Source organism: Microbulbifer maximicatervae (SeqCode) (assembly GCF_052468095.1).
The window spans coordinates 2,784,693-2,806,993 of sequence record NZ_CP174332.1 but is presented as its reverse complement, the minus strand read 5'-3'; the positions used below and the strand labels follow the sequence as shown (position 1 = coordinate 2,806,993).

19 protein-coding genes are annotated in these 22,301 nt (G+C 47.8%); 9 read left to right on the top strand and 10 right to left on the bottom strand.

Annotation, left to right across the window (positions count from 1 at the left end):
* Positions 1–11: 11 nt before the first annotated feature.
* The gene (gene gad / locus ACJJIL_RS12025; RefSeq protein ID WP_445359797.1) at positions 12–1,385 is read left to right on the top strand and encodes a glutamate decarboxylase; all 1,374 of its coding nucleotides are present in this window, start codon (positions 12–14) and stop codon (positions 1,383–1,385) included.
* Between the two features lie 53 nt (positions 1,386–1,438).
* Here gad and ACJJIL_RS12020 read toward each other — a convergent pair whose 3' ends face one another.
* Positions 1,439–3,007 carry a multicopper oxidase family protein gene (locus ACJJIL_RS12020; RefSeq protein WP_444927576.1) on the bottom strand — a complete coding sequence of 523 codons (1,569 nt, stop codon included), beginning with the start codon at positions 3,005–3,007 and terminating at the stop codon, positions 1,439–1,441.
* A 129-nt stretch (positions 3,008–3,136) separates the two neighbouring features.
* On the bottom strand, positions 3,137–3,823 hold the full coding sequence (locus tag ACJJIL_RS12015) for an alpha/beta fold hydrolase (RefSeq protein WP_445359796.1): 687 nt from the start codon (positions 3,821–3,823) through the stop codon (positions 3,137–3,139).
* A gap of 708 nt (positions 3,824–4,531) precedes the next feature.
* Here ACJJIL_RS12015 and ACJJIL_RS12010 point away from each other — a divergent pair.
* Entirely contained in the window at positions 4,532–6,424 is a 1,893-nt protein-coding gene (locus ACJJIL_RS12010; protein ID WP_445359795.1) for an aconitate hydratase, read from the top strand.
* Positions 6,425–6,736: 312 nt separating this feature from the next.
* Here the strand turns inward: ACJJIL_RS12010 and ACJJIL_RS12005 are convergent, their stop codons facing one another.
* The gene (locus ACJJIL_RS12005; protein ID WP_445359794.1) at positions 6,737–7,750 is read right to left on the bottom strand and encodes an ELM1/GtrOC1 family putative glycosyltransferase; all 1,014 of its coding nucleotides are present in this window, start codon (positions 7,748–7,750) and stop codon (positions 6,737–6,739) included.
* Positions 7,751–8,398: 648 nt separating this feature from the next.
* On the opposite strand from ACJJIL_RS12005, the gene ACJJIL_RS12000 reads away from it, so the two are divergent.
* On the top strand, positions 8,399–9,148 hold the full coding sequence (locus ACJJIL_RS12000; protein WP_444912848.1) for a sporulation protein: 750 nt from the start codon (positions 8,399–8,401) through the stop codon (positions 9,146–9,148).
* A gap of 293 nt (positions 9,149–9,441) precedes the next feature.
* Here the strand turns inward: ACJJIL_RS12000 and ACJJIL_RS11995 are convergent, their stop codons facing one another.
* Complete coding sequence (locus ACJJIL_RS11995) at positions 9,442–9,801, bottom strand: winged helix-turn-helix transcriptional regulator (protein WP_413665496.1); 360 nt, start codon at positions 9,799–9,801, stop codon at positions 9,442–9,444.
* 110 nt (positions 9,802–9,911) lie between these two features.
* On the opposite strand from ACJJIL_RS11995, the gene ACJJIL_RS11990 reads away from it, so the two are divergent.
* Positions 9,912–10,322 carry a GFA family protein gene (locus ACJJIL_RS11990; protein ID WP_445359793.1) on the top strand — a complete coding sequence of 137 codons (411 nt, stop codon included), beginning with the start codon at positions 9,912–9,914 and terminating at the stop codon, positions 10,320–10,322.
* A 413-nt stretch (positions 10,323–10,735) separates the two neighbouring features.
* Here ACJJIL_RS11990 and ACJJIL_RS11985 read toward each other — a convergent pair whose 3' ends face one another.
* Positions 10,736–11,008: a winged helix-turn-helix transcriptional regulator gene (locus ACJJIL_RS11985; protein ID WP_445362004.1), complete on the bottom strand. Its 273-nt coding sequence runs from the start codon at positions 11,006–11,008 to the stop codon at positions 10,736–10,738.
* A gap of 144 nt (positions 11,009–11,152) precedes the next feature.
* Here ACJJIL_RS11985 and ACJJIL_RS11980 point away from each other — a divergent pair, with 144 nt between their 5' ends.
* Together ACJJIL_RS11980 and ACJJIL_RS11975 are read left to right on the top strand one after the other, a co-directional pair.
* The gene (locus tag ACJJIL_RS11980; protein WP_444905530.1) at positions 11,153–11,452 is read left to right on the top strand and encodes a YciI family protein; all 300 of its coding nucleotides are present in this window, start codon (positions 11,153–11,155) and stop codon (positions 11,450–11,452) included.
* 381 nt (positions 11,453–11,833) lie between these two features.
* Positions 11,834–12,127: a YciI family protein gene (locus ACJJIL_RS11975; protein WP_444897576.1), complete on the top strand. Its 294-nt coding sequence runs from the start codon at positions 11,834–11,836 to the stop codon at positions 12,125–12,127.
* Positions 12,128–12,181: 54 nt separating this feature from the next.
* On the opposite strand, the gene ACJJIL_RS11970 is transcribed toward ACJJIL_RS11975, so the two are convergent.
* Positions 12,182–12,916: an SDR family oxidoreductase gene (locus ACJJIL_RS11970; RefSeq protein WP_444897575.1), complete on the bottom strand. Its 735-nt coding sequence runs from the start codon at positions 12,914–12,916 to the stop codon at positions 12,182–12,184.
* Between the two features lie 108 nt (positions 12,917–13,024).
* Here ACJJIL_RS11970 and ACJJIL_RS11965 point away from each other — a divergent pair, with 108 nt between their 5' ends.
* Positions 13,025–13,627, top strand: coding sequence for a TetR/AcrR family transcriptional regulator (locus ACJJIL_RS11965; RefSeq protein WP_413665502.1), 603 nt, complete (start codon positions 13,025–13,027; stop codon positions 13,625–13,627).
* Between the two features lie 49 nt (positions 13,628–13,676).
* Here ACJJIL_RS11965 and ACJJIL_RS11960 read toward each other — a convergent pair whose 3' ends face one another.
* Together ACJJIL_RS11960 and ACJJIL_RS11955 are read right to left on the bottom strand one after the other, a co-directional pair.
* A complete protein-coding gene (locus ACJJIL_RS11960) occupies positions 13,677–14,225 on the bottom strand; it encodes a DUF934 domain-containing protein (protein WP_413665503.1) in 549 nt (182 codons plus the stop codon).
* Positions 14,209–15,870, bottom strand: a complete 1,662-nt coding sequence (locus tag ACJJIL_RS11955; RefSeq protein ID WP_445359792.1) for a nitrite/sulfite reductase — start codon at positions 15,868–15,870, stop codon at positions 14,209–14,211. Before ACJJIL_RS11955 ends, ACJJIL_RS11960 begins: the two co-directional genes overlap by 17 nt.
* A gap of 430 nt (positions 15,871–16,300) precedes the next feature.
* Between ACJJIL_RS11955 and ACJJIL_RS11950 the strand changes: the two genes are divergently transcribed.
* The gene (locus ACJJIL_RS11950; protein WP_444912854.1) at positions 16,301–17,113 is read left to right on the top strand and encodes a carbon-nitrogen hydrolase family protein; all 813 of its coding nucleotides are present in this window, start codon (positions 16,301–16,303) and stop codon (positions 17,111–17,113) included.
* 351 nt (positions 17,114–17,464) lie between these two features.
* Here the strand turns inward: ACJJIL_RS11950 and ACJJIL_RS11945 are convergent, their stop codons facing one another.
* Positions 17,465–17,683, bottom strand: a complete 219-nt coding sequence (locus ACJJIL_RS11945) for a DUF2970 domain-containing protein (RefSeq protein WP_413665506.1) — start codon at positions 17,681–17,683, stop codon at positions 17,465–17,467.
* A gap of 4 nt (positions 17,684–17,687) precedes the next feature.
* The gene (gene metH / locus ACJJIL_RS11940) at positions 17,688–21,383 is read right to left on the bottom strand and encodes a methionine synthase (RefSeq protein ID WP_445359791.1); all 3,696 of its coding nucleotides are present in this window, start codon (positions 21,381–21,383) and stop codon (positions 17,688–17,690) included.
* A gap of 220 nt (positions 21,384–21,603) precedes the next feature.
* Here metH and ACJJIL_RS11935 point away from each other — a divergent pair, with 220 nt between their 5' ends.
* Positions 21,604–22,194: a TetR/AcrR family transcriptional regulator gene (locus tag ACJJIL_RS11935; protein ID WP_444912856.1), complete on the top strand. Its 591-nt coding sequence runs from the start codon at positions 21,604–21,606 to the stop codon at positions 22,192–22,194.
* Positions 22,195–22,301 lie beyond the last annotated feature (107 nt).

The window sequence follows — 22,301 nt, the reverse complement described above, 5'->3', positions numbered from 1 at the left end:
GGAGGTAGGTAGTGAAAGAGCAATCTCCATTTGATAGGTTCTTTGACGAATACAATGAAGATATTCCAGAAAAGCACTTTCCCCGGTGTAGTATTTCAGCAGAGGCTGCCGAGGCTATTGTAACCAGTGAAACCTGGGCTGACGCAAAGCCTGCGATGAACTTATCTTCGTTTGTCACAACTTTTACTGAGTCAGAAGCATTTGAGGTCGCTAAGAAACATTATCTGAAGAACTATATTGATCACGACATGTATCCACAGCTGTTTGCGATGGAAGCGCGAATGGTTCGCTGGTTACACAACCTCTGGAATGGACCTGAGGGAGTAGAGCCATACGGCGCAGCGACCATAGGCTCGTCAGAGGCCTGCATGTTGGCTGGTTTGGCGCACAAGTGGAATTGGCGTAAGAAGAGGCAGCAAGCTGGCAAAGACGGCTCAAAACCTAACCTGGTTACCGGAGCCAATGTGCAGATCGTTTGGGACAAATTTATGCGCTACTTTGATGTGGAGCCGCGCATAGCACCGTTAAAGCCTGGTCATTACCGCTTTACCAGTGAACATCTGGATGAATTGGTCGATGAGAATACCATCGCTGTTGTCGCTATCGCCGGGCAAACCTTTACCGGTGAGGATGATGCATTTAGGGCAATTCAAAACTGGTTGGATAAGTATGAAGAGAGAACAGGAAACGATATCCCTATGCATATTGATGGGGCGTCGGGAGGATTTGTTAATCCATTTCTCTACCCGAATTATAAATGGGATTTTCGTTTGCCAAGAGTGAAATCTATCAATGCCTCCGGGCACAAGTTTGGCTTGGTGCCGCCGGGATTGGGGTGGATAATTTTTCGTGAAAAAGCAGTTTTTGATGAAGGCTTGATGTTCTATGTGAATTACCTGGGTGGGGAGATGCCTACAGCCACATTGAACTTCAGCCGAAATGCATCGCCGGTTGCCTACCAGTATTACAACTTTATACGTCTAGGCTATGAGGGTTACAGGCAGATTATGCAGCACACCTTGGAAAATGCGCAGACTCTTCGTCAACTTCTGGTGGCCAGTGGGTACTTTGAAATAATGAATAAAACCCAGAGAATCCCAGTTGTTGCCATGACCCTGAATAAAAAATATAAAAATTTTAATGAATATGATGTATCCAATAAAGTACGTGAGCGGGGATGGGTTCTTTCTGCCTATTCGATGCCGCCAAACGCTCAGTCTGTAAACTCTCTGAGAATTGTTGTTCGCCCTCATCTCAATCAGAATGCAATCAGTGGCCTTGCTAAGGATATTATCCATGCTTGCGATTGGCTGAGTAAGCATTGTGGTAATGCAACTCCGCCCAAGTTGCATGACCCGCAAAAAGTGGCCCCCAGTAAGTGTTAGTTCTTACGGGACTTTAACGATCCTTGCATTCAATGACTGGATAGATAAGTGGGCTATTTTGGAATCTCAGAGGCATCTTTGACAACTCTAACATGCTGCATCATGCCCCCATCCTCATGATAAAGTAAGTGGCAATGCAGAGGATACTTTCCGGTAAAATCTTTGAAACGAGTACGGAATTTGACATGTCCATGGGGCGGTACTTGAAAGGTGTCGCACCAAAACGGTAGTTTGAGTGTGTGGTGCATGGGGTCTTCTCCAACCACCTCGATAACATAATACGGATTAACATGAATATGGATTGGGTGGGGGAATTCACTTTCATTAACCAAGGTCCACTCCTCTACTGCATCAAGCTCTACGTAATGATTAACCACTTCACACCCTTCGAATGGTGAATGGTCAATACTGACATTCAGCCCGCGATAATATTTTTGGGGGTCATCAAGCGTGTTGGCCTGGAAAGTGAGTCGACGTGTATTGGTGATCTCATCATCTGTAATAGGTTTCAGTAAGTCCACTTTAAAACTGCTGGGGAAGGGTGGGGGCGCACATCGAGCGGGTGGTTTGCTGGGAGCATAGATTGCCGTTCCGATTTCCTCTCCCTGGGCAATAGCGATAACAAAAAGTGGACTGTTGTTATGGTACTTATAATGCGGCATTTGTTGGAACTCAATCGCATTATTGTAAATGTAAAAATGAGCTCCCGGAGTGGCGGCTTCACTGATTTTTAAGAAAAGGGAGGCTCTATTAGCGGGGCCCAGGCTTACGCCGTCTTGTAGGCGGTAGTCATCAGTAGGGTTTCCATCAAACCCGTAGATATACATTTGTGCGAACCAAGGGCAATCGATATCTATCGATGTGCGAGTGGTCGCATTGAGAAGTCTCAGGTTGAGAAGCTCACCCACCGTTGCATGAATGATAGGGCAGTATTGTCCGTTAACGGTAATACAGTATTCACTATCTGGGAACTTAGCGACCTGGTGTTGATCCTCTACTTTTCCGTGCTCATCTACGGCAATATTCTGGAAGACAAGAATATGTTCCTTAACTCCCATTGCCTCAAGTTCATCGTCAAATTCATCCCTTACGATTAGGGCACCTGCCATCCCGCTGCCGACTTGTATAGCGACAGAGCCGTGCTTATGGGGGTGGTACCAGTAGAGTCCTGGGGGCTGGTCCTTGGGTATGTCATATTCGTAGGTATAACTTTCCCCTGGTTTGATCTTCATGCAGACATTGTCGGCTGGAGATTCTGGGGAGACGTGAAGCCCGTGAGTATGTAAGTTGTAGGTATTGAACTCATGGGGGAAGTTTATTGTAGCGGGTGTATTGAGGGGGTCTTCCTCTGGCAGCAGGTTGTTTGTCTGGATAGTAAGGTGGCTATCAGCGCGAATTTCAATGGTAGGGCCTGTCAGTGTGAAACCTGCTTCTTGAGTGATTGATGATGAAAATACACGGGTCCAGGTTGGTGTGTCATGGGTTTTGTAAAAACTGAAAATGTTATTCTTTTCGTACTGTACATCAAGTTTTAGTTCTAGTTTTCTATTTTCTTTATCCATTGAGTAAGCGGGTGGATTTTTTATTGGTTCTAGAAAGGAAATATGCTCTCTATTGCTCACTGTTAACTCCGAGGATTTTGTAGGAAGCGAGATTGGTAAGGGGAACTTTATGAACGAATATCAGTTTAGATTCTAAGGTGAGATTATTTGTGGAATTACTCGCCATATGATCGTTCATTGAGAGGCAAGTTAGGGTAGCAATAATCCTTCTGTAAAATTCATAATAATTCTCGCGACTTTGTTGGGGTGTGCTTGAGCAATAAAGTGCCCACCTGGAATATCAATGACATTGAGGTTGATATATATCGCAGATATATCGGTGGCAGCTTTTTTACTTACAAGTCGATCTCTATCCGGGCGGATATAGATGGCAGGGATTTCCAATCTTTGGGATGGTTGGGAAATCGAGGCGATATTGTGAAGCCTTTGCTTGAGTTTGCCTCTGTTGGTGTTTAGTGGGGCGTTATAGGTACTGTCAGTGAGTATGTCACTGCCTTTGCCATTGAAACCAAAAAAATTTAGTGTGATTTTGGTTAAAGATGGGCAGTCTATAAGCGAGATTGGAGCTAGTTGTGCTGCCTTGGATAGCAGCGAAGGAGAGGTTATAAAGCTAGCTATAAAGGTAATGCTTAAAATTTTCTCGGGAGTTAATAGGGATAACTCATATGCAATTCGTCCTGAATAGGACTCAGCAATAATGTGAGTCTTCTCATTGAGAAAGCTCTTGGCGATTGATTGAGCTTGAGCCAGGTAACTATCCCCTGGGAGCTTGGAAAGGCAGATAGTTTCGGTTATCCATTGTTTTGGCAGTGCCTTAATCAAATCTGAAAACAGTGTTCCTGTTCCATCAAGTCCTGGTAGAAGTAAAACTTTCAATTCCGAATATCCTGCTGGGATTTCCTATTAATTGAATATTAACATGGTCATGCTGGGCATTTCTCTATAAATGACATTCAGCAAGGGTAATTCTTCTTGATGTTTGTACGGGACAACCAATCTGGTAGTGCCGAAAGGTGAAGTTTTCTATCGTATGAGGCGGTTTGAGATGCTATGAAAGCTGTTGGGTGTGCATGTTTTAGATAAAAATAGTTTTTTTGATTTGGGCTTCTAAATATATTTAATTATTCTAATGGATATTTATTTATACTAATACGTTATTTCTAGTTATATCGATAACGAAAACAGAATTGCTAGGCCAATAAGTTGTCTAGGTGAGTAAGTATTAGTGTTCGTTAGTGTAACTTAATGACAGGCCTAAACGTAACTAGAAAGTTAATTGAAAGTCATTTGGTCAAAGGGAATATGGTTCCCCAAAGTGTTATCGAGCTTAAAATTGACCAAGGGAGCCTCTGAATAAACCTGTAATGCCTCTGCGGGTCTTGAAGGCTGCAGATGCTAGGCGCAGCTCGCCGCGAATGGCCGTAGCCCTTTGCAAGAGCTGCAACGCAGCAGCTGTGGTCTTCAAGGCCCGCCCTTCGGGGCTTGCAGAGCGATTCACACTCCGCGTTGCGACTTCTTGAAAGGTCTAGACATTCCTGCGAAGCCGCGCCTTGATTGTGAACCGCTCTGCATGCCAGAGGTATCATGGAGTTATTCAGAGGCTCCCAAGTCCTCAGTGAGGATGCCACCGGCACGTTAGTGATGTTGGAGCTTGAAGCTTTGGGGGCGAGGCAGGTGAAAGCAGAAATCTGTGCTCAGTATGTGGATCATAATGTATTGAGGGCAGACCATAAGAATGGTGATGACCATGTGTTCCTGCAAAGTTCCTGTCGAAACTACGGGATATGGTACTCGCGACCAGGAAATGGTATTAGCCATCCTGTTCATATGGCTTGTTTTGGTATCCCCGGTAAAACCCTTTTAGGTGGGGATAGCCACTCATGTGCTGCGGGCTCGTTAGGTTTGTTAGGAATAGGAGCCGGAGGAATTGAGGTTGCGCTTGCAATGATGGGATTTCCGCTCTCTCTGGTAATGCCAACTATTTTGGGGGTGCGTTTAGAGGGGGAGCTACAGCCATGGGTAAGCGCTAAAGATGTTATTTTGGAACTTGTACGTAGATATACTTTGAGAGGTTGCTGGAACAAGATCGTTGAATATCACGGCCCTGGATTGGCAAACCTTACAGCAATGGATCGTCACGTAATCGCCAATATGGGGCAGGAAATGGGGGCCGTAACAAGTGTATTTCCTGCTGATGATCAAGTGAGGCTTTTCTTGCGGCAGCAGTCGCGCGAGAACGACTTTGTCGAGCTGCTTGCCGATAAGGATGCAACCTATGATGAGGTTGCAACTTTAGATCTATCGAAAATTGAACCAATGATCGCTTGCCCCTCGCGGCCGGATAAGGTTGTTAAAGTTCGTGAAGTTGAAGGTAGGGCAGTTTCTCAGAGCTATATCGGTTTTTCGGCTAACCCTGGGTTGCGTGATTTTTCCATTCCCGCCCGGATGGTAAATGGTCTCTTTGTACCGCACGAGGTTTCTTTAGATATTAATCCCGCGTCGCGCCAATTACTTCATGAGCTGACTCATAATGGTGACCTTGAAAAACTACTTGGTGCAGGGGCTTACTTGCATGAAACCGGCTGTGGTGGCTGTATCGGTATGGGGCAAGCCCCAGCTAGCGGGCACAATAGTCTTAGAACTGTGCCGAGAAATTTCCCTGGGCGTTCGGGAACTAAAGAAGATAGCGTCTATTTATGCAGCCCAGAGACTGCGACGGCCAGCGCCCTGAAAGGAAAAATAACTGACCCCAGAAATTTAGACATGGATTATCCGGTATTTGAAGAGCCTGAACATCTAATGGATATGCGATCACTATTGGAGCCACCGCAGGAAATACCAGTGAAAGTTGAGGTTAGAAAGGGCTCCAACATCAAGCCTTTGCCAGTTCTGGAAAAAATGTTAAGTGTGATCGAAGGCCCTGCTCTTTTAAAGCTGGAGGATAATGTTTCAACTGATGATATTATTCCCGGAGGTGCGGATGCTTTGCCTTATTGGTCAAATGTCCCAGAGTTAAGCCGCTTTGCTTTTTCAAATTTAGATGAATCTTTTTATCAGCGGGCTTTGAGCACCGAGGAGGATATATTTCTTATTGCTGGCAACAGTTTAGGTCATGGGTCGAGCCGGGAGCATGCCTCAATTACACTGCGATACTTGGGAGTGCGCTGCGTCATAGCCAAAAGTGTAGCTGGACTCTATCGCAAGAATCTTATTGACCACGGAATTCTCATTTTAACATTTTGTAATCCAAGCGATTTTGACGCCTTTAGTAAAGATGATCAACTTCAATTTTATGATCTTTCAAGCTGTACAGGGGGTAACAAGATACTAGAGCTGAGAAATGTGACTAAAGGTATTAAGATTTGGTTGGAAAATGACCTTTCTCAAGAAGAAATTGAAATAATTAAATTTGGAGGCCGCATCAACTATATTAAGGGGTTGTTGAGAAGGTCTCTGGAAGATATGGGCTCATTTTAACAGTGTGCAGGGTGGTGTGGGGTTGGCTCTCCACGCAAAATACTTGCTAGTATTTTTTAGAGCGACATTTTTAATTGTGAGTTGGCAGTGAATGTATAGATTAAAGTTTAGGTTGGCTTTTGATGAGGTTCTACTCGCTTGGTGAGGCTGGAAAGGATATTATTTGCTGTTGGTAGTTTTCGCCACAGTAAGTGACTAGTTTGAATATGCAGGAACTCCTACTGTTAAAAGTTTGTCTTAGCTTTTATATCAATAGATCTTTGTGTTGAAGTCTCTGTCGTCATGATGGTCAATTTAAGGAATTGAGATCGCTCACCTACCATTGCTACTGATGTCAAGCGCAGAGATGATTTCATCGTATCTTGCTTTAGAATGGTATCCATATTCTAAGTTGAAATCTTTTGATAGAGAATCATTAAAGGTCTTGGCCAGTTCGAAAATCTCCATCCTCTTTATATAAGTTTCACTGCAAAGTTTCTTAATGAGAGTTTTGTGGGCTCCGTAGATGTTATTCTCTTGGGGGACTAAAGTATATATAGGTTTAGATAGGGCAAGGGCCTCAGAAATCATTGATGAACTGTCTTCGGTTATAAAGACAGCTTCACTTGCACCGAGTATTTCTTCGAGGCTGGCATTGGGGGCCTCATAATCTAGCAAGTTGAAGCATGTATCAAATGGCATGTTGCTTTCAATTAGCTCAGCCACATATTTAGGGGTTCTTCTTGAGGTGCTAATTAGCCATGAAATATTTTGATAGATCGCTATTTTTTTTAGCTCTTCTATCAAGTCTATATAATCCTTCCGTGTGTATTTATAGCCGCTTCCATTGCCTCCGATAAGTAAAGTATAAAAGGGTTTGTGGTGTTTCTTCTTTAAGTTGTCGCCCAATGCTTTGCATAAATTTACATCTATGCGGCTAAATGGAAGGTATTGCCTAGATTTCTTAATGTCCTCTTTGGTAGATAGGGTTAGAGAGAAGTCGGTTTTCCTGAAGCTGTAAATATTTCCTATGGCAATATTCATGCATTGTGTTTTTTGGGTTAGTGCAACGTTCGCAGCAACGCTATTCCCACCAAAGGAAATAATTAGATCTGGTTTTCTTTTGAAGGAGGGGTTTCTGTGAAAGAGCATGATAAATTTGTGTGCGTTTCTGGCGAGATGTCGAGTCAATAGTCTTATTGGTTTATTTAGGGCCTTTAAAACTGGTTTACTGGTGGTGATTTCATAAGAATATTTGCCCTTGGAGTAGCGGGACAGCAGCTGGTATAGCCCCAGCGAAGGACTGAGATGGCCCGGTTTTCCATCGTAAATAATTAAAATGTGCATAACCTTGCTTAATGGTTTGAGAAATGTTTCTAGGGGGCTCTAAGTGAATAGGAGTACCCTAAATTGATTATTCTCAATTTTCTGTAGATGGAGTTTCTATACGTAGTGGCTGAGATGGAGAGTCTCAATTTGCAGATTTAAACTTACAATCTACCTTTGGTTTGTTATCGACTTCTGATGCTGCAGATAGTGGTCTAGCCCTTGCAGCATGATGTAGGTGTGAGAAGGTGTAATTTTGAAACTATTTCTGATCATATTTTTACTTCTTCGGTATAAATAGGGCTCAGATACTATGGTACTGCTGGAATTTTCCTAACAACAGTTAGGATTTTGCCGATATTCCAACGAAAAATGACACATTCAGAAAAAGTAAGTGGCCTTATTCAAGCATTAAATTTTTTACTGTTGGGGGAAATATGTAATAAAAATATCTCTTTTTAATCAGGCAAGCTCTCCCTGAACCTGGTAGAGGTAGGTATAGGTGTTATCAATTATTTATGTGGAAGTTCAAGACATAAATGAACTTATTTGGCCTGGTATTACCTAAATTGGATTTGTGTTAATGTTGGACTCTATTTATTGGGCTAAGAAATAGGTTGAAGTCCATATTTTAAGGCCAGGTTGTTTGGTTAGGTGAGTACCCCAAGTATGTCTATGTTTCAAAAACTCAAAGCGTCAATAGGTATTGGTGCAGCTAAAGTTGATACAGTTCTACAAAACTCTGAGCAAGTTCAGGGTGGAATCATTGAAGGGGCTATCCATATCATTGGTGGTGATATCGACCAGCAGGTGGATGCTATAAGTTTAAAGCTCTGCACCGAGATCAAGGTGGAGACCGATGAAGGGGTAAGCCATGAGCGTTTTGTACTGAATGAATTACAGGTACAGGACCCTTTCACTATTGGTGCTGGAGAGAGCCGGGAAGTTCCTTTTCAGTTGGCGTTGCATGAAGAGACGCCAGTTACTGTTTTAAACACCCGTAGAAATAAAAGCTATGTGTGGCTGGAAACTTCCCTGGATATTGATTTTGCGCTGGATCCGAAAGACAGGGATCCCTTGCGGATAAGACCTTTACCCGTTGTAGAGAAGGTACTTTCCATGATCGAGGAAAGTGGCTTTAAAATGGTAAAAGCGGATGTTGAAAAGGGGCATTTGCGTGGAAGCAATTTTGTCTCCCAGTCTGGATGCTACCAGGAGATAGAGTTTAAGAGTAGTGGCTTGTTGACTTCAAAAGAGATTGAACTCTCCTTTATTGTTGATGGTGAACAGGTGCACTGTTTGGCTGAAATTGATCGCAGATTTGGTCTGCGGGGCGATGAATATCATTCGTTTTCATTAGCACATGATGCGAGTGATAATGAGGTTGTCGCAGCGGTTCAGTCTATTTTGTCTCTATAGTTGAGCTGATCCATAGAGTCTGGCGGCACTGAGCTGCCGGGCCCTTAGGGGCAAAAGTGTTCCAGTAAAAAAGTATATTCTTAGTATCAACTGCCGCCAGGTTCGTTAGTGATTCAGGAGGGTTTCTTAATGAGATTGGGGGGGCATAACAGGCAAAGTCAATATCATAAGCTTCTGGCCATTTATGGAGAGCAATTTCGGAGTAAAAATGCATAAAAGTTGCTGTTATTGCTAAATTTTCAGCTTAGCTTTGTCCTGCGGAATTGTTGCGCTTCTGGCCCCGAATCAAAGGGTTAGGTTTCCATAAACCACTTCGGGGGAATCCATGAGCCTTCAAAATATGTATTTCCCCATTTGGCGATTGCCTGAAGAATCGGTAAGACATCCTTGCCTTTCTGTGTTAGCAGGTACTTATATCGCTTAGGCTTTGATTGATATTGTACCCTCACCAACATTCCCTCTGCTTCTAGCATTTTTAATCTTTCTGCGAGTCTGTTGGTTGGTATTTTCTCTGGTGAGTCAGCTAGCTCGCTATAGGTCTCTTTACCACACAGTAAGTCTCTTAGAATAACTAATGTCCATTTATCGCCGAATACGTCCAGTCCGTTCACGATAGGGCATCCCGAACGTAAAAATTGATTATCAGGACTCATGCTCACACTCTTACTGCCAGAAAATGAAATACTAGCCTAGTTACTTGCGAAGTTGAAGTTATTGATTTAGGCTAAGGTTACTTCAATTTCGTAAGTAATAGGAGAAATTTATGTCCAAAATATCTGGAGAATGCCTGTGCGGTTATATTAGTTACTCTTACTCTGAAGAGCCGGTAATGGCGGGTCATTGCCAATGTACAGATTGTCAGAAAATTAGTGGGGCTGGACACATCGCTAACATTGCTATTCCTCGCGGAAGCTTAACTATTAATGGCGATCTTGCATTTCATGAGAAGCAGGCAGATAGCGGCAATACAGTAAGGAGAGGTTTTTGCCCTCGCTGCGGTTCGCATATTTATGCGGAAAATAGCGGTATGCCGCAGTTTGAATTTATCCGCGCTGGAAGTCTTCATGACCTGGAGCAATTCAACCCGACAATGGTGGTATATGCTGGTAGTGGTGCATCTTGGGACTATATGGACCCGGAATTACAAAAATTTGAAAAAATGCCAGAAATGTGACCTTAACAATCAAAAGTAGGGGGTGCAGCGCATAGCTGTTTTTGGGTTAAGGAAACTTCTGAAAATCACATTTCTCTCAATTTATCTCCCTGCAATCCCCATGACTCGCCGCTTACGGGCACAAAAAGGTAACCCATAAGAGTGCCCTTGAGAGCAGTGGTTTGTTGACCTCTAAAGAGATTGAACCCTCCTTAACCCTTGATGGTGAGCAGGTGCATTGTTTGGCAGAATTATTCGTAGATTTGGTTTACGCGGCGATTAATATTATTCGTTTTCGCTAGCGCATGATGCGAGTGATAATGAGACAGCCCTATCAGTTCAGTCCATTTTGTAGCGATAGTTGGCCTGCCTCCAAGAACCCAGCGGCATCTAGGCTGCAAGGCTCTTGGGTTTTGGTTTTTACAGAGTGTCCATTAGGCCTTGAGGAATTCCTCCCAGTTATTAGCCCATTCCCTCAGCGGATCAAGGGTTTCCATTAACGAAACTCCCAGATCTGTCAGTTGATATCCATTCGTACACTTATTAATCAATTTAGCTTCGCTCAACTGTTTGATTCTTGTATTTAGTACCGAAGGGGACATGGCATCACACTGGGCTTGGAGTTCCCTGAAGCTCCGGGGTGTGTTCCTCAGTTCCCACAGTATTCTCATATTCCATTTTCGCCCGAGCAGATCGAATACAGCCATAATGGCTATGCCGCTAGTCGAGCCTCTGACAGTTTTTTTCGGTAGAGGAGTTGCCATGGTTCTTGCGCTTCTAAATTAGTAGCGTTACAGTTGCTACGAAATCAGTAGCAATCTTATAGTGTTTTTAGAGAAGAGGGAATGGGTATGTTTTTAGTGGATATGCATTTTAAGGATATGAAAAAGCTAACCCCAGAACTGACTGCGGAGCATAGGCTTTATCTGGAAGGAGAGTATAAGTCTGGAAGTTTGCTCTTTGGAGGAAGGAAAAATCCCAGGACTGGAGGGGTTATTGTTTCTCGCCACAACAGTGAAGAAGCATTGCGGAGAGTGCTTGATGAGGACCCTTTTATAAAAAGTGGAGTGGCAGTTTATTCGCTAACCGAATTTGAGCCTGTTATGGCCTCTGAACAGTTTTTACACCTTCTAAAGATGAGTTCGCATTAACAGTCTAAAGAGTGAGCTCAAAGAGGGAGTGCCATCTCATTAATCCCTAAATGTTTTGAGGGGAGTTTGGTATGTGGCTTTGAGGGGGATACCATTGCCTGGAAGGCAGATGAAGCTCTTCAGGCCACATGTAACTTGATTAATCTGAAGTATCGTCTAGTTAACACTATTGCCTAAAGAAAGGTACTTGATGGCACCATTAAATTAAATGATGCCCGATCATCAATCTCCGATGGTTTCCATTTAAACTACTGCTTGGGGATTATCCTCTATCGCCAAGGTGGAAAGATTTGCTATCTATTAGATTGGTGGAGGCTATTTCTGCAAGCTTAAAGTGGTGTAAAGAGTTGATATATAGCCCCTAAGGAGGGGGGAGACGTTATGTTTTTAGTGAACTTGAATTTCCCGGATATTAAAAAACTGACCCCAGAGTTAATGGCGGAGCATGTGAGCTACCTGGAGGGACACTATAAATCGGGAGACCTGCTTTTTGGGGGGGCGAAAGAGCCTAGAACTGGCGCGATAATTATTTCACGTCATCCCTCTGAGGAAGTGCTGCGAAAGGTTCTGGAAGAAGACCCTTTCACAAAACATGGGGCGTCGACTTTTACGATCACTGAGTTTGTACCCGTTATGGCTTCAGAGGAATTTTCCAGCCTCTTGAAAGAACCCTAGATCGGGTTCCTTCGAGGCTTGTGTTACTTCTTACTCAGACAATCTTCGGCCGTGTTATTCGCTAAGGTCTGCGGTGATCACCGAATCAGAGAAGCTCTGATAAGCGGCTTCAAAAGTCTGCGACATGGCATCCGGGAAGAGGTGAAAATCCCCATTTTTTAGCGCGCCAACAATTTCCTCAGCCACTGCACTGGGGGATTCTCCGTCCTCCAGCCCAGCCTGTTTGGCCATATCTGTTTTGATGGGGCCGGGGTGAACACTCAATACTTGTACGCCTCGCTCCTGAAGCGTTTCTCGAAGTGCCTGGGTAATTGCGTAGCTGGCGGCTTTGGATGCGGAGTAGGTGCTAACGTGTGGGAAGGTACGCAAGGATACGACCGAATTCATTTGTACCAGGGCGCCCTTGCTCTTTTCCAAATGGGGGGTGAATGCTTTGGCTACTCGGACAAGCCCAAAGGTATTCACTTCCAGTTCCTGCTTAAGGGAGTCCTCTACATGGTCGCTAAGCGGGTCTGCGGGCGCAAGTACCCCGGCATTGTTCACCAGAATATCCAATTCCTGAATCGCCTTTGCCGCCGCCCCTACACTTTGGGCTTTTGCCACATCGAGTTCCAATGTGATTACTTTGTCGCCATATTTTTCTGTCAGTTCTGTCGTTGTCTCTGGGTTGCGCACGGCCAGATAGACTTTTTTTGCGCCACCGTCGAGAAAGCGCTCAACAATTGCCTTGCCAATTCCGCGGTTTGCTCCAGTTACAAGGGCAGTTTTTCCTTCGATTGAAATGCTCAATTCTGTTCTCCTGTGAAGGGTTGATTAATATTGTACCGATCGGTAAGGTTTGAGCTAAGTCTTACCGATCGGTACAATATTGTCAAAACAATTTTTGGGAGATTGCCAATGGCGGGACGCAAGCCGGAGTTTGATAAGGCGCATGCGTTGGAATCAGCAACGAAAGTCTTTTGGAAAAAGGGCTATGTGGGCGCCTCAATGGCGGACCTGACCAAGGCTATGGGGATTAACAAGCCAAGTCTGTATTCTTCCTTTGGCAATAAAGAGAAACTGTTTGTTCTTTCATTGGGGCAATACCTGGATAGATATGCCAAAGATCGTATGCAGTTCCTGACGGAAGAGGGAGTGCCGTTACGGCAGCGATTGCATAGTTATTTGTTGGCTACCGTTAAAGGGCAAGCGGGGGAGGGAACCCCGAGGGGTTGTTATCTGGCGTTTGGATTATCGGAAACTGCCGGTGACGCTTTGCCCTCTGATGCCATTGACGCTTTAAAAGCTGCTGACGCAGAAGCGGTAAAGCAACTGGTTGACTTGTTTCGTTTTGATAAAGAGTCCCAGGCTATAGGGCTTGATCGGCGTGCCGAGGAGTGCGCTATGTACCTGATTACCCTGCTGCATGGCACAGCATCGGTATTGCGATCCGGGCGAGAACTCAAGGAGGTGGAACCCTCTTTGGAGTTTGCACTTAATGGATTGGGGCTGGAGGCGTGATGGAAGTGGAAATTTAGACCTCTGAGTATTCAGAGGTCTAAATTGAGCTTTAGAAGCGGCGACGGAACATGGGCAGCGGTTGGTCGACCCCTGTTTGGTAGCTATCGCCAAAATCGCTCATCGAGTCTTTAAGGCTTGCCAGAGGCTGCTCGCCTTCAAATGCGTAGGCATTGAAGCCGCAGCGCTGTAAATAGGTCAGCTGGTCTCGCATAAACCCGCCTACTGCGCGTAACTCTCCGGTAAAGCTGTAGCGCTCGCGCAGCATACGGCCGGCGGTAAAGCCCCGACCGTCGGCAAATGCTGGGAAGTGCACGGCAATTACCGGCAATTTGGCGGCTTTTTCCGCAATCTGCTCGGCACCTTCTTCACTGTCCAGCCAAACACCGACTTCGTCACTGCGGGATGACAGCGCATCGCGATGTGCCAGCCACTGTCGCAGTGGCAGGATAATTTTGCCGGAGGGCAGGGTGCTTGGGTCCAACTCCTCTCCAGCTTCCAGTTGGGGTACCAGCTGCCATTCGTTGGTCTTTACTTCACCATCGATGATCAGTTCTGCAGGGTTGCCCGGCTGTGGGCCCAGTTTAGCTGGCTTTGGCATAAACTCTCTCCTTGAAGGGCTGAAGGCCGATGCGGTTGTAGGTGTCGATAAAGGGCTCTTCCGTTTGGCGCTGCTCGACATAGAGGTCGAGGATTTTGCTGATCACGTCTGGCACTTCAGCGCGGGAGAAACTGGGGCCCAATACTTTGGCCAGGCTGGCCTCGTTGGATGCACTGCCGCCCAGCTGAATCTGGTAGAACTCTTCCCCTTTTTTGTCGACGCCGAGGATGCCGATATGTCCCACGTGGTGGTGGCCACAGGCATTCATGCAGCCAGAGATATTGAGGTTGAGATCACCCAGGTCGTACAGGTAGTCCATATCGTCAAAGCGACGCTGGATGGCTTCGGCTACTGGGATGGACTTGGCGTTGGCAAGTGAGCAGTAGTCACCGCCGGGGCAGCAAATCATATCGGTCAGGGTGCCGATATTCGGTGTGGCGAAGCCGTGCTTGCGGGCCTGTTGCCAGAGTTCAAACAGTTTGTCCTGTTCGACGTCTGCGAGTACCACATTCTGGTCGTGAGTTACCCGGGCTTCACCGAAGCTAAAAGTATCGGCAAGATCGGCAATAGCCTCTAATTGGGCATCGGTTACATCACCTGGGGGGACACCAGTGGGTTTGGTGGACAACTTAATCGCGCGATAACCGGGTACCCGGTGCGGGTAGGTGTTGCGTTCAAGCCAGCGGGCAAAGGCTTTGTCGCTGTCGGCTTGTTGTTGCAGTGCAGCTTCAGCAGCTGATCCGTCAAACTCGCGATATTCTGGGGCTGTGAAGAAGGATTTAGCCCAATCCAATGCTTCCTGGGTTAACTTTTCAGCGCCGTCTTTAATATGTTGCCACTCTTCTTCCACGCGGCGGCCGAACTCTTCCGGGCCGAGGGCCTTGACCAGAATTTTAATGCGCGCTTTGTACTTGTTGTCGCGACGACCCAGCTGGTTGTAAACGCGGACAATCGCTTCAAGGTAAGAGAGCAGGTCTTCTTCCGGCAGGAAGTTGCGGATGGTCTCGGCAATAACCGGTGTGCGGCCCTGACCGCCACCTACCAATACCTGGAAGCCAATCTCTTCACCGCGCTTGACGATCTGTACACCGATATCGTGTACACGGATGGCGGCGCGGTCCTGTTCTGAACCACTGACGGCGATCTTGAACTTGCGCGGCAAGAAAGCGAATTCCGGATGGAATGTAGACCACTGGCGAATCAACTCGCAGTAGGGGCGCGGGTCGGCAATCTCGTCGAGCGCAATGCCGGCGTAGGGGTCCGAGGTGGTATTTCGGATACAGTTGCCGCTGGTTTGTACCGCGTGCATTTCCACCTCCGCCAGCTCATCGAGAATAGCGGGTACATCTTCCAGCTGCGGCCAGTTGTACTGGAGGTTCTGGCGCGTAGTGAAGTGGGCGTAGCCTTTATCGTAGTCGCGGCTTACGCGGGCGAGACGGCGTAACTGGGCACTGTTGAGCAGGCCGTAGGGAACGGCAATACGCAACATGGGGGCCAGTCGCTGAATATAGAGGCCATTTTGCAGGCGCAGCGGCAGGAATTGCTCCTCGCTCAACTCGCCGGCAAGGTAACGTTCCGTTTGGCCGCGGAACTGGGCTACGCGATCGTTGATGATGGCGCGGTCCCGGTCGTCGTATCGATACATAACAGCTTGATTCCATTGCCTTTGTGCGCTGATGGTGGAGAAAGGGGCAGGCCCCGGACGATTCTCCGCTGGCGCATAACATACCAGCGCTCTTATGCAATAAATAACAATATTTTCCGCTATATCTGTAACCAACAGTTATAAGAGAGATTTATCAGCATAGTGCTTGTCTGTTGTTGCAGATTCGAGGAGCGTTGGAGTAATGGCTATCTATGCCGTCCTGTCTGTTTTTTAGCCGCAACTTACCTGTTGAGTGTAGCGACTCCACTTCGGGGCCCTGGCAAATCGACGCTAATTCGGTTAGCTGTGAATTGATACCGCCTCTCAGTTTACTTGCGGTGATATAAAGGGCGAATCGCCAGTCACATATGAGGCTGGCCAGTAGGTAAGTCAGTAAGTGAACTCCTAAAAAATATAAGAGGTAAGCGGGATGGCTAAAGATATCCTTGCGGCGATGATTGAGTTTGATGACTCATCAAAGTTTACTGGTGTGAGTAACAGTAATTTCGATGTGTTTGAGGGGGCGTTGGCTCGCGCTAAAGCCATGATGCAAGAGTACTCCGACGATAAATATATCAAGATGTTGGTTGCTCCGGAGTATTACTTTTCAGGGTATGCCTCTAAAGCAAAAACTAATCACATCGACTCTTTAAGCAAGGGCTCCAAGAGTGATATTTATTCCGGCCTGCGCAGAGCTTCCCGTCAGTACCCGAACATTCTGATTGTTGCAGGGACTATTGCTTACACAAAAGGTGGTGGATGTTTTTCTTCAGCATCTTACTTGAGCATTGCTCCTATCCTGGCCGGTGGCAATTTCCTGCTGAAGAAGTATAAAGTTGGCAATGATAAGTATCAGACGGATGACGCTTTCTCGACCAAGGCAAGTGACAGTACTTTTTCGTACAAGGGCTTAACTTTTGGCATTGATATTTGTCTGGACCATAACAATAGGATTCTAAAAAACTCGCTGGGTGGTAAAACTGTCGATGTACATATTCTGATTTCCGATGGCTCAAGCCCGAGTCCAGGTTCTCTGGCGACGAACAAGAGTGGTGGTGGAGCCGTGGTGTTTTGCAATATGACGAGTGTTAACAAGGGCAAAGGTGTTAATGGAATTATGTCAGTTTCCCCAAATAAATGGGGCAATCTGAATGTCGATGTTAACAGCCGTACACAGGTTGCTAAGACTGGCCAGGCTCTTACCGGAGGGTTTCATATCGCTCTCTATTCCGGGCAGGCGTAGAGTGGCAGTTGGGTCGGTAAGGTTGTTTGCCGGCCCCGCCTTGCAACTGATGACTTGATTTGCTCTACTTGGGTTGCCGCATCCAGCGGCCCAACTACTTTAAATAACAATAAAGAACGATCGGAGAGATTCGATGAATGATGAAGTAGCTGTAGTTTCTGAAGACGATAATGTAGTGGATGCAATTGCTGCTGTAGCACTGGTCGCAATTTTCGTAGCCACCTGTGTTTTTTGGGTGGCCACGCGCTAGCCCGCTGCTGGCCCGGAGTTGTGTAGTCCCGGGCATTAGCGATAGACATTTAGCTCGGCTTATTTGTATAGCTGCTAGCTGATGGAAAGCACTCTGCGCTCTTAGCCCATATTGCCGAGTACTATTTTCACAATAAGAGCCAATCCGATTACAAATACGGCGGTAAAAACAACGCCGGCAATAACGTACGTCATAATACTGCCACTTTGAAAATCCCTTTCGCGGTTTTTATCACTCTGCACGCCAATCGCGGCGGCCAGGGTACTGACTACCACCTGGCCGAAATTGGGCTTTTTCGCTTTCTTATTATTATCTTCCACAGGCTCACTCCTCGAGGTTGGGACGTAGCCAGCGCTCCAATTCCGGTTCGCTGACCCCTTTTCGTTTAGCCAGGCTTTGCAACTGATCCCTGCCGATCTTGCCCACATTGAAGTACTTTGCCTGGGGGTGGGCGAAGTACCAACCGCTCACCGCAGCTGCGGGCATCATGGCAAAGTGCTCGGTAAGGCTGACGCCTGCATTTTGCTCCGCTTGTAGCAATTTGAACAGGGTAGCTTTTTCCGAATGATCGGGACAGGCTGGATAGCCCGGGGCTGGGCGGATGCCCTGGTAGGCTTCCTTGATCAGCTCCTCATTGCTGAGGGTTTCGTCTTCGGCATAGCCCCAATATTCTTTTCGCACCAAGCGGTGCAGTGTCTCAGCAAAGGACTCTGCCATACGGTCTGCCAGGGCCTTTACCATAATGGCGTTGTAATCGTCGTGCTTGGCTTCGTAGGTGTCTGCCAACTGGTCTGCGCCGATGCCAGTGGTAACCGCAAAGCCGCCCACATAGTCTATTTGGCCGGACTCCAGCGGCGCGACGAAATCTGCCAGGGAGCGGCACAGGCCATCGCCACCGCGTTTCTGTACCTGCTGGCGCATATGGTGAAGGCGAGCCAGCTCTTCACTGCGGCTTTCATCCTTGTAGACGATGATATCGTCGCCGACGCTATTGGCGGGCCATAGGCCGAATACGGCCCGTGCGCGCAATAGCTTTTTATCGATAATCTCTTTCAACATACGCTGGGCGTTGTCGTAGAGATCGGTTGCGGCTTCTCCCACAATTTCGTCTTCAAGGATTGCCGGGAATTTACCCGCCAAATCCCAGGAAATAAAGAAAGGCGTCCAGTCCATAGTGTCGAGCAGTTTCTCCAGAGGGAAATCGTCGATCACGGTAAGGCCCAGCTTGTTGGGTCGCGCTGGCTGGTAGTTTTTCCAATCAAATTCCGGGGCAGTATCCCGCGCTTCCTCGTAGGTTAAGCGGGTGTCATTGCGCTTGCGGTTGGCGGTGCGGGTGCGCACCTTGTCATACTCTGCCTGGATTTTTTCCACAAAGGCTGGGCGCAGCTCATTGGAAATCAGGCTGCTGGCCACGCCTACGGCGCGGGATGCATCGGCTACATACACCACCTGGTTGCGGTGGAATTGAGGATCAATTTTTACGGCGGTATGGGCCTTGGAGGTGGTGGCTCCGCCGATCAACAATGGGATATCGAACCCCTGGCGCTCCATCTCGGCGGCTACGTGAACCATTTCATCCAGGGATGGGGTGATCAGGCCGGACAGGCCGATAATGTCACACTCCTTTTCCTTTGCAGTTTGCAAAATGGTTTCCGCTGGCACCATCACGCCGAGGTCGATCACTTCATAGTTGTTGCAGGCCAGCACCACGCCCACAATATTTTTGCCGATATCGTGTACATCCCCTTTAACAGTGGCCATCAGGATACGGCCGTTGGAGCGGCTGTCTTCGGTTTTTTCCGCTTCAATATAGGGTTGCAGGTAGGCTACCGCCTGTTTCATAACCCGGGCGGATTTCACTACCTGGGGCAAGAACATTTTCCCTTCGCCAAACAGGTCGCCGACGATATTCATACCGTCCATCAGTGGACCTTCAATCACATCCAGTGGGCGTGAGGAACTTGCGCGGGCCTCTTCGGTATCTTCCTCGATATAGTTGTTAATGCCTTTCACAAGGGAGTGTGCCAAGCGTTCCTTCACGGGCAATTTGCGCCAGCTCAGGTCCTCTTTGCGCGCCGCACCACCGCCATCCCCTTGGTATTTGGGGGCAATGTCCAACAGGGCTTCGGTGGCATCCGGGCTGCGGTTGAGGATCACATCCTCAACTTTTTCCCGCAGCTCCTCTGGGAGTTCGTCGTAAACCGCCAGCTGCCCGGCGTTTACGATACCCATATTCAGGCCGGCTTTAATAGCGTGAAACAGGAATACTGAATGAATGGCTTCACGTACCGGATTGTTGCCCCGGAAAGAGAAGGAAACGTTGGAGACGCCGCCACTGATCTGGGCACCGGGGAGATTTGCGCGAATCCAGCGGCACGCCTCGATAAAGTCCACTGCGTAATTATTGTGCTCCTCAATACCGGTGGCGACAGCAAAAATATTCGGGTCGAAAATAATATCGGTGGGATCGAAGCCGACTTCATCGACTAGCACATCGTAGCTGCGCTTACAGATCTCAATTTTGCGCTCGAAAGTATCCGCCTGGCCATCTTCATCAAAAGCCATCACCACCACAGCTGCACCGTAGCGCAGGCACAGTTGAGCCTTTTCGATAAACTCCTCTTTGCCTTCCTTGAGGCTGATGGAGTTCACAATGGGCTTGCCCTGGATGCATTGCAGGCCGGCCTCGATCACCTCCCACTTGGAGGAGTCCACCATAAATGGCACCTTGGCGATATCCGGTTCGGTAGCGGCAAGGTTGAGGAAGCGGCGCATAGCGGCGAGTGCATCCAGCATCGCCTCATCCATATTGAAGTCGATTACCTGCGCCCCATCCTCTACCTGGGCGGCAGCCACTTGCAGGGCGGTGTCGTAGTCCTCTTCAAGGATCAGGCGCTTAAATCGGGCGGAGCCAGTGACGTTGCAACGCTCGCCCACATTGACGAATAAGGCGTTTTCACCGGCGACAAATGGCTCCAGTCCGGACAGGCGCAGAGCAGGTTTTATTTCCGGCTGCTGTCGTGGGGGTATATCGGCCACTGCGTCGGCAATTGCACGAATATGATCGGGGGTGGTGCCACAACAGCCGCCGAGGATATTAATAAATCCGCTGCGGGCAAATTCCGCTACGATTGCGGCGGTCTGCTCAGGGGTTTCGTCGTATTCGCCAAACTCATTGGGCAATCCCGCGTTGGGGTGGGCGGAGACATTAGAGGTACAGGCGCCCGATAAGGCTTCCACATAAGGGCGCAATTCGGTGGCGCCCAGGGCACAGTTGAGCCCCACAGAAATTGGCTTTGCGTGGGCAACGGAATTGTAAAAAGCTTCGGTCGTCTGGCCGGAAAGGGTGCGGCCAGAGGCATCGGTAATGGTGCCGGAAATCATAATTGGCAGTTCGAAACCCAGCTCCTCAAAGAGCTGCTGCATGGCATAGATAGCGGCCTTGGCATTGAGGGTGTCAAAAATGGTTTCGATTAAGATCAGGTCGCTGCCGCCTTCGACCAAAGCATGGCCCGCTTCTACATAGTTTTCTACCAGTTCATCGAAAGTGACATTGCGTGCCCCTGGATCATTGACGTCTGGTGAAATACTGGCGGTGCGGGAAGTGGGGCCGATGACCCCGGCTACCCAGCGCGGGCGCTCTGGGGTAGAGAGTGCATCTGCTGCACGGCGCGCGATCTCTGCGGAGGTCCGGTTGATCTCTACCACCAGGTGTTCCATATCGTAATCAGATTGGGACAGCTGGGTCGCGTTAAAAGTATTGGTTTCGATAATGTCCGCGCCCGCCTCAAGGTACTCCCTGTGAATCTTTTCGATCAGCTCCGGGCGGGTCAGGCTGAGCAGGTCGTTATTGCCTTTCAAGTCGCGTGGGAAGTCGGCGAAGCGCTCACCCCGGTAATCGGCCTCTTCCAGCTTCTCCCTCTGGATCATCGTCCCCATAGCGCCATCCAGGATCAGGATACGCTGCGCAAGCGCGGCATTAATTTGCTCGAGACGTTGGTCGCGGGACTGCTGGGACATTTACCAATCCTTATATTGTCGATCTTTTGCCGATGGTGGGAATGGCGCCAATCTTAGCACAGTCACGCCCACTCACCGGCTGCGACTTACGCCTTTTTGGTTGTTCCACCACAATAACAGAGAAGTTTTGAATAAAGTTGAGCAATTTATAGATACTTCACAGCGCCTAATCACTATAAATCCCTAGACGACCGGTCTAGTTTTGCGTAGAGTGCTAGGCATGAAAAGCAGCTATGAAGATACTCGCCAACATTTGTTGGATACCGGTTATACCGTGATGGCCGTAAAAGGTTTCTCCGGTGTGGGTTTGAGTGAAATTCTCAAAACTGCCGGTGTGCCAAAGGGATCCTTTTATCACTACTTTAAGTCCAAGGAGCAATTTGGCGAGGCTCTGCTGGAAGATTATTTTCGCAGCTACCTGGAACAGATGGACGTTGGCTTTTCCTCCCGGGATCAATCTGCCGCCGATAATTTATTGGCCTATTTTGATGCTTGGCAGAAGAGTAGTGGGGAGCGTTACGATGCACACCGCTGCCTGGTGGTTAAGCTTAGCGCTGAGGTGGCAGACCTGTCTGAATCGATGCGGATTATCCTCAGAGATGGGACTGAGCATATTATTCAGAAGCTCCAGAATTGTATCGAGTTGGCAGGGGAAGACGGTTCTCTGCCTAGCACCCTCAATGCCCGTGCCACCGCAGCTTCCCTGTACCAGCTGTGGCTGGGAGCCAGCCTGTTGGCCAAGTTAAACCGCAACGATACGCCAATGGCAGAGGCGATGCTGGCGACCCAGGAGATACTGGGAAAACACTGAGTTTTTTACTGAGCCCGCGAGGGGAAAACCGTTGCGGGTATTTTTATGGCGCCATTCTAGACGACCGGTCTAATTTGGCGACTTTGACTTCCGTCTTATGAAGTTAT